The sequence below is a fragment of the Phytopseudomonas dryadis genome (assembly GCF_004327355.1).
In the GTDB taxonomy this organism is placed as follows: domain Bacteria; phylum Pseudomonadota; class Gammaproteobacteria; order Pseudomonadales; family Pseudomonadaceae; genus Aquipseudomonas; species Aquipseudomonas dryadis.
Map to the genome: position 1 here is coordinate 65,097 of NZ_QJUM01000011.1, position 17,350 is coordinate 82,446.

Consider the following 17,350-nt stretch of genomic DNA (forward strand, 5'->3'; position numbering starts at 1 on the left):
GTTCACTCCTCGAAGGCGAAACCGTGGCGCGCCTTGGTTTCCCTGATCGCGCCGAGCACCGCCAGCAGGCAATCGTCGCGGTAGCGTTCCAGCTCGGCGATGCTGCGCTGGCCCTGCTGCACGGCGGTGCCGGTGACCACGTCGTCGATCAGCGTCTCGCTCAGCTCGGGCGCCTGCAGGTAGGTCCAGGGCAGCTTCAAGGCCGGGCCGAACTGGGCCATGAAATGGCGCATGCCGGCATCGCCGCCGGCCAGGGTATAGGTCAGGAAGCTGCCCATGAACGACCAGCGCAGGCCGGCGCCGAAGCGGATCGCGTCGTCGATCTCGCCGGTGCTGGCCACGCCATCGTTGACCAGGTGCAGCGCCTCGCGCCACAGCGCCTCCAGCAACCGATCGGCGATGAACCCCGGCACCTCCTTGCGCACGTGCAAGGGGCGCATGCCCAGCGCACTGTAGATGGCGATGGCCGCCTGCACCGCCTCGGGCGCGCTTCGCTCGCCAGCGACCACTTCCACCAGGGGCAGCAGATACACCGGGTTGAACGGATGGCCGACCACGCAGCGCTCCGGGTGCTGTGCTCCGGCATAGAACTCGCTGGGCAGCAGGCCCGAGGTGCTGGAGCCGATGATCACCTGCGGGCGCGCCGCCGCGCTGATGCGGGCGTGCAGCTCGAGCTTGAGCTCGAGCCGTTCGGGCGCGCTTTCCTGGATGAAATCGGCATCGGCCACGCAGGCCTCGAGGTCGTTGAAAAAACGCAGGCGCTGCGGGCTCGCGCCGGCCGCCAGCCCCTGTCGCTGCAGGGCCGGCCAGGCATTGGCGATACGCCCGCGCAGCGCTTCTTCGGCCCCGGGGGCCGGGTCCCAGGCATGCACGTCGAGGCCATGGGCCAGGGCGCGGGCAACCCAGCCGGCGCCGATCACGCCGGTGCCGAGGGCGGCGAAGGTTCTGATTTCGGTCATGAAAGACATGCAGGACTCCAGGCGACAGTAATGAGGTATTGGCGTATCGATAAAGCGAGGCGCCGGCCTAATGCCAGTCAGTTAAGTGTTTGGCCCGCAAAACGGCGGTTTGCCCAGGGCCTGTAGGAGCTGCGACCTCGCAGCGAATGGCGGTCGCGCCACGGATTTCGCGGGCTGGCCGCAATCGCATCGCACCGAGGTCGACGCTCCTACATGAACGGCTGTTTGCCGCTCTTGCGTAGGCGCCCCTGCGTCTACAAAAACCTTATCTGACCGGCATCAGGCGCCGGCCCCTCTCCCAGAAGAAAAGGGAAGGTGTCCGCCGTGCATCTTCATGACTACGGCGGTCATCGGTGGCAAGAAAACCGGCGCCCGTTTCAGCGCGGCCGCAGGTTCATCTTCGCGCGCCCTTCGGCGGGGCTGAGCGCACGCCCGCCCAGGCGTTCGATGATCTCCACGGCGCGTTCGACCAGCGCGCCGTTACTGGCCGGCACGCCCTTGTCCAGCCAGAGGTTGTCTTCCAGGCCGACGCGCACGTTGCCGCCGAGCAGCATGGCCTGGGCGAGCATGGGCATCTGCTGGCGGCCGATGCCGAAACCGGCCCAGGTCAGGCCCGGCGGCAGGTTGTCGGCCATGGCCTTCATGCTCGTGGTGTCCGCCGGCGCGCCCCAGGGGATGCCCAGGCAGATCTGGATCAGCGGATCGTCGAGCAGACCCTCCTTGAGCATCTGCCTGGCGAACCACAGGTGGCCGGTGTCGAAGATCTCCAGCTCGGCCTTCACCCCCAGTTCGGTGATGCGCCTGGCGCCGGCGCGCAGTTGCGCCGGGGTGGAGACGTAGATGAAGTCGCCATCGCCGAAATTCAGGGTGCCGCAGTCCAGGGTGCAGATTTCCGGCAGCAGTTCCTCAATATGCGCCAGGCGCGCCAGCGGCCCGACCAGGTCGGTGCCGGCGCCGAACTCCAGCGGCTGTTCGCCACGGCCGATCTCCAGGTCGCCGCCCATGCCGGCGGTGAGGTTGATGATGACGTCGGTGTCGCTCTCGCGGATGCGCTCGACCACTTCGCGGTACAGCGCCACGTCGCGGCTTGTCTGGCCGCTCTGGGGGTCGCGCACATGGCAGTGGGCGACGGTGGCGCCGGCCCTGGCCGCCTCGATGGCGGCGTCGGCGATCTGCTTCGGGGTGACGGGTATGGCCGGGTGCCGGCCGACGGTATCGCCGGCGCCGGTGACCGCGCAGGTGACGATGACTTCATGGTTCACGGTCGAACTCCTTTCATCAGAGCGAACGCCGTCCCCGCGCCCGGCACGGTAACGGCGATGGAACGGGTTAGCGGGTGGCGTTGAGGGCTTCGGCGGCCGGCTTGCCATCGAAGCTGGTGAGGCCGTCCAGCCAGCCGGCGACCACCTCGGGGTTGGCGGCGAGCCATTCCCGGGCCACCTTGGCCGGCGCCTGGCGATCCATGATCGGCTGCATCAGCGCGGCTTCCTGCTCGCTGGTGAAGCGCAGCCCGGTCAGCAGGCGATTGGCATTCGGACAACGCTGGGCATAGTCGGGCGAGGTGACGGTGGAGACCGTCGCGGCACCATCGTTGGGCCCGAACACGCCTTCGGTGCCGGACAGGTAGGTGATCGGCATCTGCAGGTTCATCGGGTGCGGTTTCCAGCCGAAGAACACCACCGGCTTCTCGCTTCGCACCGCGCGGCCGACGGCGGCGAGCATGCCGGCCTCGCTGGATTCCACCAATGTGAAATCGCCGAGACCGAAGCGGTTCTGATCGATCATCTTCTGGATCGCCGTATTGGCCCCGGAGCCAGCCTCGATGCCGTAGATCCTGCCGTCCAGCTGGTTCTTGAAGCGGGCGATATCGGCCAGGGTCTTCAGGCCCTGCTCGGCGGCGTAGCTGGGCACCGCCAGCACGGCCACGGCATCGTCCAGCGAGGGCTGCTCGGCCACCGTCACCGCGCCGGAAGCGAGGAAAGGCTTGATGTTGTCGTCCATGATCGGCTTCCAGTAGCCGAGGAAAGCGTCGATCTGGCCCTTCTGGATGCCGGCGAAGATGATCTGCTGGGAAGCCTGGGTCTGGGTCGTCTCGTAGCCGAGCCCCTGGAGCAACTCGGCCGCCACCGCCGTGGTGGCGACCACGTCCGTCCAGCCGACGGCGCCGAGACGCACGGTCTTGCAACTGGCCTCATCGGCCGCCAGCAGGGACGAACTGAACAGGGTGAATGCGCAGCAAGCTGCCAAAGCGGTAAGCCCTTTCATCGATTGATTCCTCGTGCAGGCACAACGGTTTAGTGATGTTTTTTAGTACCGCGACCAGAACCCGCAGATTCCGATGGCTTCACCTTACGCAGCCATGTGGCGAGAAATTCACACTTTCACGACGCAAACTTGAACTTATACGACCTTTGCCGCTGAATGGTGGCTGCGCATGCCATGGGGGCCCCTATGCCGCACCGTTTCTGCTTTCTCCTGCTGCCGGGCTTCTCGATGATGGGCCTGATGTCGGCCATCGAACCGCTGCGGGTCGCCAACCGCTTTCACCCCAGCCGCTATGACTGGCGCCTGCTCAGCGTCGATGGCCAGGCGGTGCTGGCCAGCAACGGCATGTCGCTGAACGTCGACGGCGCCCTGGAGGGGCCCCTGCCGGACATCAGCCTGTTCGTGGTCGCCGGTTTCGATCCGCTGGCCGGCTTCGATCATGAACTGGCCGTCCGCCTGCGCCGCGTCGAACGCGAATGCCGGGTGCTCGGTGGCATCGACACCGGCAGCTTCGTGCTGGCCGAGGCCGGGCTGCTCGAACGCCAGCGCTTCACCCTGCACTGGGAGGCGATCGAGGCTTTCCGCGAGCGTTATCCCCGGCTGCAGCCGACCCAGGAACTGTTCGAGATCGACGGCCGACGCATCACCAGCGCCGGCGGTACCAGCAGCCTCGACCTGATGCTCAGCCTGATCGGCCGCGACCACGGCGAGCCACTGGCGGTGCAGGTGTCCGAGCAGTTCGTGCTCGGCCGCATCCGCACCCGCCAGGATCACCAGCGCATGCAGATCACCAGCCGCTACGGCATCCACAACAAGAAGCTGGTGCAGGTGGTCGGCGAGATGGAGCGCAGCGGCGAGTTTCCCCTGACGACCAGCGCCCTGGCCGGGGCGGTGGGTATCAGCGTGCGCCAGCTGGAGCGCCTGTTCCGCCACCACCTGAAGCAAACGCCCTCCTCCTTCTACCTCGCCCTGCGCCTGGACAAGGCCCGCCAGCTGCTGCGCCAGAGCGACATGAGCGTACTGCAGGTGGCGCTGGCCTGCGGTTTCGAGTCGGCATCCTACTTCTCCCGCCGCTACCGCGCCCGCTTCGCCGTCAGCCCGCGCCAGGACAGGCGCGAAGCGGACGGCCGATAGGAGCGCTAAAGGCTGGAGGCTGAACGACAAGCAAACCGCATCGGCTCTTTCGTCCAGCTTTCCAGCCTCAAGCGTTTCTGATCGAAGACCGCTGGTCCGTCCAATGCGCAGGCTGCGGCAACCCGGCTTGTCCGATCGCGACCTCGCCTTGACGCTTTCGGCAAACCCCCGGTCGTTTTTGCACCGGGTCGACCGGGCGTCGAGGCATATGCTGCCCACAAAGCGCCAGCAACGGGTCTGGTGTCACCGATCAAGGGGAGCAGCCTGATGAGCCCAGCCGAATTGCACGCCGACAGCATCGTCATCGACGGTCTGATCATCGCCAAGTGGAACCGCGAACTGTTCGAGGACATGCGCAAGGGCGGCCTGACCATGGCCAACTGCACGGTGTCGGTCTGGGAAGATTTCCAGGAAACCGTCGACGCCATCGCCGCCAGCCAGAAGCTGATCCGCGAGAACAGCGACCTGGTGATGCAGGTACGCAGCACCGCCGACATCCGCCGGGCCAAGGAGCTGGGCAAGACCGGCATCCTCTTCGGCTTCCAGAATGCCCATGCGTTCGAGGACCAGATCGGCTACGTGGAGATCTTCAAGCAGCTCGGCGTGGGCATCGTGCAGATGTGCTACAACACCCAGAACCTGGTCGGCACCGGCTGCTACGAGCGTGACGGCGGCCTGTCCGGTTTCGGCCGCGAGATCGTCGCCGAGATGAACCGCGTCGGTGTGATGTGCGACCTGTCCCACGTCGGCAGCAAGACCAGCGAGGAAGTCATCCTCGAATCGAAGAAACCGGTCACCTACTCCCACTGCCTGCCCTCCGGCCTCAAGGAGCACCCGCGCAACAAGTCCGACGCCGAGCTGAAGTTCATCGCCGACCACGGCGGTTTCGTCGGCGTGACCATGTTCGCGCCGTTCCTGGCCAAGGGCATCGACTCGACCATCGACGACTACGCCGAAGCCATCGAGTACGTGATGAACATCGTCGGCGAGGACGCCATCGGCATCGGTACCGACTTCACCCAGGGCCACGGCCAGGACTTCTTCGAGTACCTGACCCACGACAAGGGCTACGCCCGCCGCCTGACCAACTTCGGCAAGATCGTCAACCCGCTGGGCATCCGCACCGTGGGCGAATTCCCCAACCTCACCGAAACCCTCCTCAAGCGCGGCATGAGCGAGCGCACCGTGCGCAAGGTCATGGGCGAGAACTGGGTACGCGTCCTCGCGGACGTCTGGGGCGAATGACCGCTTCGCTCCCCTCTCCCTCCGGGAGAGGGGCGGGGTGAGGGGCTTTGAAGATCACCTTGCCTCCCCCTCAACCCAACCCTCTCCCAAGGGGAGAGGGGCTCAATGCAACCAAATTCTGGAGTACTGAACACATGGCCACCCACGCCCCCGAAATGCCCATCCAGGTCGATGACGAAACCGGCGTCTGGACCACCGACGCCCTGCCGATGCTCTACGTGCCGCGGCACTTCTTCGTCAACAACCACAGGGGCATCGAGGACGTGCTCGGCGCCGACGCCTACGCCGAGATCCTCTACAAGGCCGGCTACAAGTCCGCCTGGCACTGGTGCGAGAAGGAAGCCGAGTGCCATGGCCTGCAAGGCGCGGCGGTGTTCGAGCACTACATGAAGCGCATTTCCCAGCGCGGCTGGGGGCTGTTCGACATCCAGCAGCTCGACCTGGAGACCGGCCACGCCCAGGTGCGCCTGCGCCACTCGGCCTTCGTCTACGTGTACGGCAAGGTCAATCGCAAGGTGGACTACATGTTCACCGGCTGGTTCTCCGGCGCCATCGACCAGATCCTGGCGGCCGCCGGCAGCCCGATCCGCACCGTCACCGTGCAGCAATACAGCGGCGCCGAAGAAGGCCACGACGATGGCCTGTTCGTCACCCGTCCGCTCTGATCCGTCCGATAAGAAATCCGTGGGAGGCGCTTCAGCGGCGATGCTGTCGCCGCTGAAGCGCCTCCTACAAGCCCCAGTTCCGTGAGGGTGCCGCAATGGCTTTCGAAGCAATGTTCCAGCCGATCCAGATCGGCAAACTGACCATCCGCAACCGCGTGCTCTCCACCGCGCACGCCGAGGTCTACGCCACCGATGGCGGCATGACCAGCGAGCGCTACGTGAAGTATTACGAGGAGAAGGCCAAGGGCGGCATCGGCCTGGCCATCTGCGGCGGCTCATCGGTGGTCGCCATCGACAGCCCGCAGCACTGGTGGGCCTCGGTCAACCTGGCCACCGACCGCATCATCCCGCACTTCCAGAACCTGGCCGACGCCATGCACAGGCACGGCGCCAAGATCATGATCCAGATTACCCACATGGGCCGCCGCTCGCGCTGGGACGGTGGTCACTGGCCGACCCTGATGTCGCCGTCCGGCATCCGCGAGCCGGTGCACCGCGCCACCTGCAAGACCATCGAGCCGGAAGAGATCCAGCGGGTGATCGGCAACTTCGCCCAGGCCGCGCGTCGCGCCAAGGCCGGTGGGCTGGATGGCGTCGAACTGTCCGCCGTGCACCAGCATATGATCGACCAGTTCTGGTCGCCGCGGGTGAACAAACGTACCGACGAATGGGGCGGCAGCTTCGAGAACCGCATGCGCTTCGGCCTGGAAGTGCTCAAGGCGGTGCGCGCCGAAGTGGGCGACGATTTCTGCGTGGGCATGCGCATCTGTGGCGACGAGTTCCACCCCGACGGCCTGTCCTTTGATGACATGAAACAGATCGCCAAGTACTACGCCGACACCGGCATGCTCGACTTCCTCGGCGTGGTCGGCTCGGGCTGCGACACCCACAACACCCTGGCCAACGTCATCCCCAACATGAGCTACCCGCCGGAGCCGTTCCTGCACCTGGCGGCCGGCATCAAGGAAGTGGTCGACGTGCCGGTGCTGCACGCGCAGAACATCAAGGACCCGAACCAGGCTACCCGTATTCTGGAGGGCGGCTATGTGGACATGGTCGGCATGACCCGCGCGCACATCGCCGACCCGCACCTGATCGCCAAGATCAAGATGGGCCAGGTCGACCAGATTCGTCAGTGCGTCGGCGCCAACTACTGCATCGACCGCCAGTACCAGGGCCTGGACGTGCTCTGCATCCAGAACGCCGCGACCAGCCGCGAATACATGGGCGTGCCGCATATCATCGAGAAATCCACCGGGCCGAAACGCAAGGTGGTCATCGTCGGCGGTGGCCCGGCCGGGATGGAAGCGGCGAGAGTCGCAGCGGAGCGTGGCCACGACGTGACGCTTTTTGAAAAACAGGACAGCCTTGGCGGGCAGATCACCCTGGCCTCCAAGGCCCCGCAGCGCGACCAGATCGCCGGCATCACCCGCTGGTACCAGCTGGAACTGGCGCGCCTGGGCATAGACCTGCGCCTGGGCACCGCGGCCGACGTCGACACCATCAACGACCTGCGCGCCGACATCGTCGTGCTCGCCAACGGCGGCCACCCGTTCCTCGAACAGGTCGAGCACTGGGGCGCGGCCGAGGGCCTGGTGGTCAGCAGCTGGGACATCCTCAGCGGCAAGGTGGCGCCGGGCAAGAACGTGCTGGTGTACGACACCATCTGCGAATTCACCGGCATGTCGGTCGCCGACTTCATCGCCGACAAGGGCAGCCAGGTCGAGATCGTCACCGACGACATCAAGCCCGGCGTGGCCATGGGCGGTACCTCGTTCCCGACCTACTACCGCAGCATCTATCCCAAGGAAGTGATCATGACCGGCGACATGATGCTGGAGAAGGTCTACCTCGAGGGCGACAAGAAGATCGCCGTGCTGGAGAACGAATACACCGGCGCCAGGGAAGAGCGGGTGGTCGACCAAGTGGTGATCGAGAACGGCGTGCGCCCGGACGAGTCGCTGTACTACGCGCTCAAGGAAGGCTCGCGCAACAAGGGCCAGATCGACATCGAAACCCTGTTCGCCATCCAGCCGCAACCGAGCCTGAGCGAGGACGGAGACGGCTACCTGCTGTTCCGCATCGGCGACTGCGTGGCCCAGCGCAACACCCACGCGGCGATCTACGACGCGCTGCGGCTTTGTAAAGACTTTTAAGCAGCCTCCCTGTAGGAGCCGGCTTGCCGGCGATGAACGCTAACGCGGCCCGAGCGATAACCGCGGAGCCCGAATCGCTGGCAAGCCAGCTCCTACAAGACCCTTGCGGGAGCTTCACCATGCTTAGCACCCTTCTCCCCATCCTGCTGTTCGCCGCCCTTGGCCTGGCCGTACTCGGCGCCGCGAAACGCTTCTTCATGTGGCGTCGCGGGCGGCCGTCGAAGGTCGACTGGCTCGGTGGCCTGCTGACGATGCCGCGCCGCTACCTGGTGGATCTGCACCACGTGGTCGAGCGCGACCGCTACATGTCCAGGACCCACGTGGCGACGGCGGGCGGCTTCGTGCTGGCCGCGCTGCTGGCCATCGTCGTGCACGGTTTCGGTCTGCACCATCGCATCCTCGGCTTCGCCCTGCTGGCCGCCACACTGTGCATGTTCGGCGGCGCGCTGTTCGTCGCTGGGCGTCGGCGCAACCCGCCGGCGCGGCTGTCGAAGGGCCCGTGGATGCGCCTGCCGAAAAGCCTGCTGATGTTCTCGGCGAGTTTCTTTATCGCCACCCTGCCCGTCGCGGGCATCCTGCCGGAAGGCTTCGGCGGCTGGATTCTCGCCGCCGTGCTGTCTGTCGGCGTGGCCTGGGGCGTGTCAGAACTGTTCTTCGGCATGACCTGGGGCGGGCCGATGAAGCACGCCTTCGCCGGCGCCCTGCACCTGGCCTGGCACCGCCGCAGCGAGCGCTTTGCCGGTGGCCGCTCCACCGGGCTGAAAGCCCTCGATCTGGATGATCCCACCGCGCCGCTGGGCGTGGAAAAACCCAGCGACTTCACCTGGAACCAGTTGCTCGGCTTCGACGCCTGCGTGCAGTGCGGCAAGTGCGAGGCCATGTGCCCGGCCTTCGCCGCCGGCCAGCCGCTGAACCCGAAGAAGCTGATCCAGGACATGGTCATCGGCCTGGCCGGCGGCAACGACGCCAAATTCGCCGGCTCACCGTACCCCGGCAAGCCGCTGGGCGAGCACAGCGGCGGCCCGCACCAGCCGATCGTGTCGTTGCAGGGCAAGGCCCTGGTCGATGCCGAGACGCTGTGGTCGTGCACCACCTGCCGCGCCTGCGTCGAGGAGTGCCCGATGATGATCGAGCACGTCGACGCCATCGTCGACATGCGCCGCCACCTGACCCTGGAGCAAGGCGCGACGCCGAACAAGGGCGCCGAGGTGCTGGAAAACCTCATCGCCACCGACAACCCGGGCGGCTTCGCCCCGGGCGGGCGGCTGAACTGGGCGGCGGATCTGAACCTGCCGCTGATGAGCGAGAAGAAGCGCGTCGAGGTGCTGTTCTGGGTCGGCGATGGCGCCTTCGACATGCGCAACCAGCGCACCCTGCGCGCCTTCGTCAAGATCCTCAAGGCGTCCGGGGTGGACTTCGCCGTGCTCGGCCTGGAGGAGCGCGACAGCGGTGACGTGGCCCGGCGCCTCGGCGACGAGGCGACCTTCCAGCAACTGGCCCGGCGCAATATCGCCACCCTGGCGCAGTACAGTTTCACCACCATCGTCACCTGCGACCCGCACAGCTTCCACGTGCTGAAGAACGAATACGGTGCCCTCGGCGGCCACTACCAGGTCATGCACCACAGCACCTTCATCGACACCCTGGTGCAACGCGGCGCCCTCGCTCTGGGCCGGCACAAAGGGGGCAGCGTGACCTACCACGATCCCTGCTACCTGGGCCGCTACAACGGCGAGTACGAGGCGCCGCGCGCGGTGCTCAAGGCCATCGGCATCGAGATCAGGGAAATGGCCCGCTCCGGTTTCCGCTCGCGCTGCTGTGGCGGTGGTGGTGGCGCGCCGATCACCGACATCCCCGGCAAGCAGCGGATTCCCGACATGCGCATGGACGACATCAAGGAAACCGGCGCCGAACTGGTCGCCGTCGGCTGCCCGCAGTGCACCGTGATGCTCGAGGGCGTGGTCGAGCCGCGACCGCAGATCAAGGACATCGCCGAGCTGGTCGCCGAGGTCCTGATCGAGCGCGAAGCACCGCAAAAAGAGCCGGTGGCTGAACCCGCCGCCGTGGAGGTGGCGTGATGCAGCGTACAACCGATGTGTGTCTGCAGGCTTTTCTCCCCTCTCCCCCCGGGAGAGGGGCCGGGGGTGAGGGCTTTGCTGCGCGCCGCCTGCTCGACCCTTTCCACAGAACCGTAGGATGGGTGCCAACCCATCGGCGCTTGATGGGTTATCACCCATCCTACGGCGCAGCACTGATCGAGCGCGAAGCACCGCAAAAAGAGCCGGTGGCTGAATCCACCGCCGTGGAGGTGGCGTGATGCAGCGTACAACCGATGCTTGCCTGCAGGCTTTTCTCCCCTCTCCCCCCGGGAGAGGGGCCGGGGGTGAGGGCTTTGCTGCGCGCCGCCTGCTCGACCCTTTCCACAGGGCCGTAGGATGGGTGCCAACCCATCGGCGCTTGATGGGTTATCACCCATCCTACGGCGCAGCACTGATCGAGCGCGAAGCACCGCAAAAAGAGCCGGTGGCTGAACCCGCCGTCGTGGAGGTGCATGATGCAGTGTACAGCTGATGTTTGCCTGCGCGCTTTTCTCCCCTCTCCCCCCGGGAGAGGGGCCGGGGGTGAGGGCTTTGCTGCGCGCCGCCTGCTCGACCCCTTCCACAGAACCGTAGGATGGGTGCCAACCCATCGGCGCTTGATGGGTTGTCACCCATCCTACGGCGCAGCACTGATCGAGCGCGAAGAAGCGCTCAGGAAGCCAGCCGCCCGACGTACGCGACGCCCCTCTCCTGTAGGAGCCCGCTTGCGGGCGATCGAAGCCCTCATCGCCGGCAAGCCGGCTCCTACACCAAGCACTCTGGAGGCGCAGCCATGAGTGACCTCATCCGCCGCGACCCTCGGGCCGAATGGATCGCCCGCAATCGTCTGCATCCGCTGCACGCCGCCATGCAGACCCAGCAAATCCAGTGGATGGGCCCCAACGGCGTAGTCCGCAAGAACCCCCATGCCGCAGCGGCCGGCTTTATCGGCCCGGCCGGCATCAAGCGCATCGACCGCTCTGGCGTGCAGCAGGGCGGCGGCGGTCAGCGCCAGCGCGGCAGCGCCGAGGTGCAATTGCCGCTGCACGTCGTCGAGCAGCCGGCATTCGTCATCGCCGTGGTGCCGGATATGGTCGGCGGCCGCCTGAGCGGTCATGACAAGGACCTGCTCGGCCTGGCCCGGCAACTGGCCGGCAAGGATGGCGCGGTGCTCGCCGTGGTCTTCGGCGAATCCAAGGAAAGCGCGTTCGACAGCGCCGGCGTCGACCGTCTGCTGCTGCTCGAAGGCGACGAATACGCCGGTTATGCGCCGGAGCAGCGCGTGCTCGCCCTGCGCGCCGTGGAGAGCCAGTTCAGCCCGCGCCACTGGCTGCTGCCGGACAGCCGCAGCGGCGGGGGCGAGCTGGGCCGGCGCCTGGCCGCGAGCCTGGGCGAACGGCCGGCGACCCGCGTCTGGCAGATCCGGGACGGCCAGTGCAGCGGCCGCGCCGGGGCCGGCCGCGAGGACATCGTACAGCCCGCCCCACGGCTGATCCTGGCCGCCGCCGAATGCGCCGAGCCGGTCAGCGAAAGCCGCCACGAAGCGCGTACCCTCGAGCTGGGCGCTCAGGTGGTGCGCAACCTGCCGCGTATCGAAGACCTCGGCTCGGTGGCCGTCGACCCGGCGCAGATTCCCATGGCCGAGGCCGAATTCATTCTGTCGGGCGGCAACGGCGTGACGGACTGGGCGCTGTTCCACCGGGCCGCCGTCGCCCTCGGCGCCACCGAAGGCGCCTCGCGGGTAGCGGTCGACGACGGCCACATGCCACGTGCGCGCCAGGTCGGCGCCACCGGCACCTGGGTCACCGCCCGCGTGTACCTGGCCGTCGGCATCTCCGGCGCCATCCAGCACCTGCAGGGCATCGGCGCCTGCGACAAGGTGGTGGCGGTCAACCTCGACCCGGGCTGCGACATGATCAAGCGCGCCGACCTGGCGGTGATCAGCGATTCCGCCGCGATCCTGCAGGCGTTGATCGAGCGGGTCGAAGCCCATCGCAACGGAGGCAAGCGCGATGCCGCCTGAAGAGCAATCCGTAGGGTGGATGGGGCCTTATCCATCCACCATGACGCCATACCGTTCGATGGTGGAAGAAAAGAGCGTCTTCCACCCTACGCCACTTCTGCGAGGGCTGCGTCATGACTGAACTGAACGTCGTTGCCCTGGTTTCCATCGGTGCCCACCCGGCCTCCGGCCGCCCGCGGCGCGCCGAGCAGGATGCCCGCGCCGTGGAGCTGGGCCTCAAGCTGGCCGGTGAAAGACTCGATGTGGTGCACGCTGGCGACCCGCAGGAAGAAACCCTGCGCGCCTACCTCGGCATGGGCCTGCCCGCCCTCACGGTACTGGAGCAGGATGCCTCGAGCGACGCCCTGCCAGCCCTGGTCGAACACCTGCAACTGGCCGGCGCGCACGTGGTGCTGACCGGCAGCCAGGCGGAAACCGGCGAGGGCTCCGGGCTGCTGCCCTACCTGCTGGCCGAACGGCTGGGCTGGCCGCTGATCGTCGGCCTGGCCGAGGTGGAACATATCGAAGGCGGCATGGCCCAGGTGTTGCAGGCCCTGCCCCGTGGCCAACGCCGGCGCCTGCGCGTACGCCTGCCCTTCCTCGCCAGTGTCGACCAGGCCGCACCGACCGCGCGCCAGAGCGCCTTCGGCCCGGCGCGACGCGGTACGCTGGAGCGTGAATCGGTGGAGCAGGTCGACGACCCGCTCTACGCCGATGCCCAGTGGCAAGCGGCCCGGCCACGCCCCAAGCGCCTGAAGGTGATCAAGGCCAAGACCGGCGCCGAGCGGATGAAGGCCGCCACGGCCAAGGCCGCCGGTGGCGGCGGCCAGGTGCTCAAGGATGTCTCGCCGCAGGAGGGCGCAGAGGCTATCTTCAAATTGCTGATGGACGAAGGCGTGTTGCGCTGAACGGCAACGGGCCCTCCCCCACCTTCTCGAGGACACGACGATGATGCATGCCGAACTGATCGACCAGGAAGACCTGCGTGAACGCCTTGTAGCGCTGGGCATCAGCATCCCCAGCGGCGTCAGCGCCGAGCAGGCCTGCGAATACGCCGTCATGGGCCTGAGCCCGGATCGGGCGCTGGCCTTGCGGCACATGGTCGAAGAACTGCTGGGCGGCAGCGCCACCGTGCTGCCGACGGTACGCGAGGCGATTTCCCGCACCCTGCTGCCGGCCCTGGTGCCACGCGGCTAAGGCAGCCGGAGCTACAAGCTAGCGACTCTCGCTGCTACTTGCGGCTTGAAGCTTGCGGCTTGCCGCTGCTTCTCAAATGACCCTGACGCTGGCAAAGGTCGACTCGCCCTGGGCGCGGCTGAGCGCCGACATGGCGGTGGACGATGGCTGCAGCAGGTCCTCGGGCATCGGCACCAGCGCCACGACGTTGGTCGCGCTCTGGCCGGCGCGCTCGTCGCGCGGCGGTATGCCGAAGTACTCGCGGTAGCATTTGGAGAAATGCGGCGTGGAAACGAAACCGCAGACCGAGGCCACCTCGATGATCGACATCGAGGTCTGCTTGAGCAGTTGCCGGGCGCGGATTAGGCGCAGCTTGAGGTAATAGCGCGACGGCGAGCAGTGCAGGTATTTCTGGAACAGCCGCTCCAGCTGACGCCGCGACACGTCCACGTAGAGCGCCAGCTGGTCGAGGTCGATGGGCTCCTCGAGGTTGGCCTCCATCAACGCGACGATTTCCTGCAGTTTCGGCTGGTTGGTGCCGAGCATGTGCTTGAGCGGCACACGCTGGTGATCCTGCTCGTTGCGAATACGCTCGTAGATGAACATCTCGGAGATGGCCGCCGCCAGTTCCCGGCCATGCTCGCGACCGATCAGGTGCAGCATCATGTCCATCGGCGCGGTGCCACCGGACGAGGTGTTGCGGTTGCGGTCGATGGAAAACAGCCGGGTGGTGATCGCCGCCCGGGGGAAGGCCTCCTGCATGGCGGCGAGAAACTCCCAGTGCACGCTGCAATCGTAGCCATCGAGCAGGCCGGCCTTGGCCAGCGCCCAGCTGCCGGTGCACACGGCGCCCATCTGGCGGCCCTGGCGCGCCTGGCTCTGCAGCCAGAGGACGTGCTCGCGGGTCACGCTGCGCTGGATATCCACCCCGCCACAGACGATCACGGCGCTCAGTGCCGGGGCATTGGCGATGCTGGCGTCCGGGGTGATCTGCAGGCCGTCGCTGGCATTCACCACCTGACCGTTCAGGGTCAGGGTGTGCCAGCGATACAGCTCCTTGCCGGAAAGCTGATTGGCCATGCGCAGAGGCTCCACCGCGGAGGCCAGGGAAATCAGGGTGAAATTGTCCAGCAGCAGAAAGCCGATGGACTGGGGAACACGGCTCTGGAGCGGCGCTCCTAGATTGAACTCTGTCATCAGCGAACCCTCACGCTACGCACGTTGTGAGCTTTCATGGCGAAGCTCTACTTTCTTGTGATCACGGCATACAAGCAGTCAAGACGAATGCCAAATACAACGCAAAGGTCATGCCTAGATTGATCGCTCGTTCAATAAAAAAATCCGGCCCCTCTTCATCGCCTCTGCGGCGATGCTTCCGGGGCGCCCGCGAGAGCCGCTCGGCGAAGCTGAAAGGCGCGTGGATACAGGCGCTTGAGCATTTCGGTAGCACTGTGGCGGCGGCTGTTTCCTCAGCGCGATCGCGCTGCCCCGTGAGCCGTAACGGACAGGCGGTCGCAGGCGTGACCGGGCGTCATCCAGGCGCGCGCCGGCAAGCCGAACGAACTGCACCAAAACTTGGCAACGGTTGGCAAATTGATCGAAAAACGTTCACATCGCGCACATTACCGGCCTGGACCGGCGGCCTGGGCGGTCGGTGTGCCCGAGACCGCGAATGGAACAGGCGTGATGCGGGATGGCAGCCATAAGGCGAAAGCGGCCGTAGGATGGGTGAACCCCATCGGCATATTGATGGGTTTCACCTACGCGGCCCGTCCCATCCTACGGGCTGTGGGAGGGGCCGGGCGGCGATCCGCTTTAGCCGCGAGCCCTTCGCACCTCATTCGCGGCTAAAGCCCCTCCCACGCAAACCGCAATGTCCGCTATCACCATGAAACAGCGCGTAGGGTGGATGACGCTTTTTTCATCCACCATTGCGATTGCGGAGCGGTGGACGGGTGAAGCGTCGTCCACCCTACGAACGGCCGCTTCGGCCTTTGAACAGCCACACGGCCTTCGATCCGTGATGCGGCACTAGCACTCGATGGCGCTGACGGCCAGACCACCGCGTGAGGTTTCCTTGTACTTGTCGTGCATGTCGGCCCCGGTGTCGCGCATGGTGCGGATCACCCGGTCGAGGGAGATGAAGTGCGAGCCGTCGCCGCGCAGCGCCATCTGCGCGGCGTTGATCGCCTTCACCGCGGCGATGGCGTTGCGTTCGATACAGGGCACCTGCACCAGCCCGCCGACCGGATCGCAGGTCAGCCCGAGGTTGTGTTCCAGGCCGATCTCGGCGGCATTCTCCAGCTGCTCCGGGGTGGCGCCGAGCACTTCGGCCAGCCCGGCCGCCGCCATCGCGCAGGCCGAACCGACCTCGCCCTGGCAACCGACCTCGGCGCCGGAAATCGAGGCGTTCTTCTTGCACAGGATGCCGACCGCCGCCGCCGCGAGCAGGTAGTCGACGACATCCTCGTCGCAGGCCTGGGGATTGAATTTCATGTAGTAGTGCAGCACCGCCGGAATGATCCCCGCCGCGCCATTGGTCGGCGCCGTGACCATGCGCCCGCCGGCGGCGTTCTCTTCGTTGACCGCCAGGGCGAACAGGTTGACCCACTCCATGGCCGACAGCGTCGAACCGATCACGTTCGGCTTGCCCAGTTCCTGCAGGCTGCGGTGCAGCTTCGCCGCGCGGCGCTTGACATTGAGCCCGCCCGGCAGCACGCCCTCGTGGCGCAAGCCGGCCTCCACGCAGTCGCGCATGGCCTGCCACAACAGCAGCAGCCCACTGCGGATCTGCGCCTCGCTGCGCCAGGCCTTCTCGTTGGCCAGCATCAGCTCGGATACCCGCAGGCCATGCCGCCGGCACAGGCCGAGCAACTCGTCGGCGCTGGAAAAGTCGTAGGGCAGCACGGTGTGATCCTGATCCAGCTGGCCGGCGGCGGCCTGCTCGGCATCGACCACGAAGCCACCGCCGACGGAATAGAAGGTGTCGCGATACAGCTCGCCCGCCTCGCCCTCGGCCACCAGGGTCATGGCGTTGGGGTGGTAGGGCAGGCTCTGCTCGTGCAGGCGCATGTCCCGCACCCAGTCGAAGGCCAGGCGGTGCGTGCCATCGAGGGGCAGCTCGCCGCTTTCCAGCAGCGCGGCGATGCGTGGCGAGATCTGCAGTGGGTCGACCCGATCCGGCCACTCGCCCATCAGGCCCATGATCACCGCCCGGTCGGTACCGTGCCCGACACCGGTGGCGGACAGCGAGCCGTACAGGTTCACTTCGAGGCGCGTCACCCGCTCCAGCAGGCGCCGCTCGCGCAATGCCCCGGCGAACAGCGCGGCGGCGCGCATCGGGCCGACGGTATGCGAGCTGGAAGGGCCGATACCGATCTTGAACAGGTCGAACACACTGATTGCCACGGTCATCTCCTGGGGCCAGGTCTACTCAGCGCCATATTCGGCCTTTCCCACGGCCCGCCCGCCATTGGCACCGACTTGCTCATGCCCATAAGCGGCGTGCCGCCGCCATCCCGGCCAGAGCCCGGCGACCGCCGCTCTCCCGCCGCAGACATGCCGGTGTCGCCCCGAGAACAGCGGCACGGCGCGCGCCCTGCTAAACCCCATGAGCTGCCATTGTCCCTGGCACGCCCTGTGCTTTGCCTCTGCGCGAGCACAGAGACAG

General features: G+C 66.6%; 13 protein-coding genes. 8 read left to right on the plus strand and 5 right to left on the minus strand.

The annotated features are described in order from the left end of the window. Positions 1 to 2 precede the first annotated feature (2 nt). The 3 genes from DNK34_RS11230 to choX form a co-directional block, all read right to left on the minus strand. A complete protein-coding gene (locus DNK34_RS11230; RefSeq protein WP_131175273.1) occupies positions 3 to 968 on the minus strand; it encodes an L-carnitine dehydrogenase in 966 nt (321 codons plus the stop codon). A gap of 368 nt (positions 969 to 1,336) precedes the next feature. Then, positions 1,337 to 2,221, minus strand: a complete 885-nt coding sequence (gene cdhC, locus DNK34_RS11235) for a 3-dehydrocarnitine:acetyl-CoA trimethylamine transferase CdhC (RefSeq protein ID WP_131175274.1) — start codon at positions 2,219 to 2,221, stop codon at positions 1,337 to 1,339. Positions 2,222 to 2,288: 67 nt separating this feature from the next. Then, the gene (gene choX, locus DNK34_RS11240; RefSeq protein WP_131175275.1) at positions 2,289 to 3,224 is read right to left on the minus strand and encodes a choline ABC transporter substrate-binding protein; all 936 of its coding nucleotides are present in this window, start codon (positions 3,222 to 3,224) and stop codon (positions 2,289 to 2,291) included. A gap of 186 nt (positions 3,225 to 3,410) precedes the next feature. On the opposite strand from choX, the gene DNK34_RS11245 reads away from it, so the two are divergent. From DNK34_RS11245 to DNK34_RS11280, 8 genes are all read left to right on the plus strand, one after another. Then, positions 3,411 to 4,358, plus strand: coding sequence for a GlxA family transcriptional regulator (locus DNK34_RS11245; RefSeq protein ID WP_131175276.1), 948 nt, complete (start codon positions 3,411 to 3,413; stop codon positions 4,356 to 4,358). Positions 4,359 to 4,625: 267 nt separating this feature from the next. Further along, positions 4,626 to 5,603 (plus strand): dipeptidase, encoded by a 978-nt coding sequence (locus tag DNK34_RS11250; RefSeq protein WP_131175277.1) that lies wholly within the window; start codon positions 4,626 to 4,628, stop codon positions 5,601 to 5,603. Between the two features lie 134 nt (positions 5,604 to 5,737). After that, positions 5,738 to 6,268: a DUF5943 domain-containing protein gene (locus DNK34_RS11255; RefSeq protein WP_131175278.1), complete on the plus strand. Its 531-nt coding sequence runs from the start codon at positions 5,738 to 5,740 to the stop codon at positions 6,266 to 6,268. Between the two features lie 95 nt (positions 6,269 to 6,363). Then, positions 6,364 to 8,424, plus strand: coding sequence for a dimethylglycine demethylation protein DgcA (dgcA, locus tag DNK34_RS11260; RefSeq protein ID WP_131175279.1), 2,061 nt, complete (start codon positions 6,364 to 6,366; stop codon positions 8,422 to 8,424). 119 nt (positions 8,425 to 8,543) lie between these two features. Further along, positions 8,544 to 10,502 (plus strand): dimethylglycine demethylation protein DgcB, encoded by a 1,959-nt coding sequence (gene dgcB, locus DNK34_RS11265; protein ID WP_131175280.1) that lies wholly within the window; start codon positions 8,544 to 8,546, stop codon positions 10,500 to 10,502. Positions 10,503 to 11,295: 793 nt separating this feature from the next. Next, entirely contained in the window at positions 11,296 to 12,525 is a 1,230-nt protein-coding gene (etfA, locus tag DNK34_RS11270; protein ID WP_131175281.1) for an electron transfer flavoprotein subunit alpha, read from the plus strand. Between the two features lie 113 nt (positions 12,526 to 12,638). Continuing rightward, positions 12,639 to 13,412, plus strand: a complete 774-nt coding sequence (gene etfB, locus DNK34_RS11275) for an electron transfer flavoprotein subunit beta (RefSeq protein WP_131175282.1) — start codon at positions 12,639 to 12,641, stop codon at positions 13,410 to 13,412. Positions 13,413 to 13,452: 40 nt separating this feature from the next. Beyond that, a complete protein-coding gene (locus DNK34_RS11280; RefSeq protein WP_131175283.1) occupies positions 13,453 to 13,701 on the plus strand; it encodes a hypothetical protein in 249 nt (82 codons plus the stop codon). A gap of 72 nt (positions 13,702 to 13,773) precedes the next feature. On the opposite strand, the gene gbdR is transcribed toward DNK34_RS11280, so the two are convergent. Next, positions 13,774 to 14,877, minus strand: coding sequence for a choline metabolism transcriptional regulator GbdR (gene gbdR / locus DNK34_RS11285; RefSeq protein ID WP_131175284.1), 1,104 nt, complete (start codon positions 14,875 to 14,877; stop codon positions 13,774 to 13,776). An 834-nt stretch (positions 14,878 to 15,711) separates the two neighbouring features. Then, the gene (locus DNK34_RS11290; RefSeq protein WP_131175285.1) at positions 15,712 to 17,088 is read right to left on the minus strand and encodes an L-serine ammonia-lyase; all 1,377 of its coding nucleotides are present in this window, start codon (positions 17,086 to 17,088) and stop codon (positions 15,712 to 15,714) included. Positions 17,089 to 17,350 lie beyond the last annotated feature (262 nt).

Coding starts and splice junctions, on each gene's coding strand:
- DNK34_RS11230 (WP_131175273.1), bottom strand. CDS start 968: ATGTCTTTCATGACCGAAATCAGAACCTTCGCCGCCCTCGGCACCGGC.
- choX (WP_131175275.1), bottom strand. CDS start 3,224: ATGAAAGGGCTTACCGCTTTGGCAGCTTGCTGCGCATTCACCCTGTTC.
- DNK34_RS11245 (WP_131175276.1), top strand. CDS start 3,411: ATGCCGCACCGTTTCTGCTTTCTCCTGCTGCCGGGCTTCTCGATGATG.
- DNK34_RS11250 (WP_131175277.1), top strand. CDS start 4,626: ATGAGCCCAGCCGAATTGCACGCCGACAGCATCGTCATCGACGGTCTG.
- DNK34_RS11255 (WP_131175278.1), top strand. CDS start 5,738: ATGGCCACCCACGCCCCCGAAATGCCCATCCAGGTCGATGACGAAACC.
- dgcA (WP_131175279.1), top strand. CDS start 6,364: ATGGCTTTCGAAGCAATGTTCCAGCCGATCCAGATCGGCAAACTGACC.
- dgcB (WP_131175280.1), top strand. CDS start 8,544: ATGCTTAGCACCCTTCTCCCCATCCTGCTGTTCGCCGCCCTTGGCCTG.
- etfA (WP_131175281.1), top strand. CDS start 11,296: ATGAGTGACCTCATCCGCCGCGACCCTCGGGCCGAATGGATCGCCCGC.
- etfB (WP_131175282.1), top strand. CDS start 12,639: ATGACTGAACTGAACGTCGTTGCCCTGGTTTCCATCGGTGCCCACCCG.
- DNK34_RS11280 (WP_131175283.1), top strand. CDS start 13,453: ATGATGCATGCCGAACTGATCGACCAGGAAGACCTGCGTGAACGCCTT.
- gbdR (WP_131175284.1), bottom strand. CDS start 14,877: ATGACAGAGTTCAATCTAGGAGCGCCGCTCCAGAGCCGTGTTCCCCAG.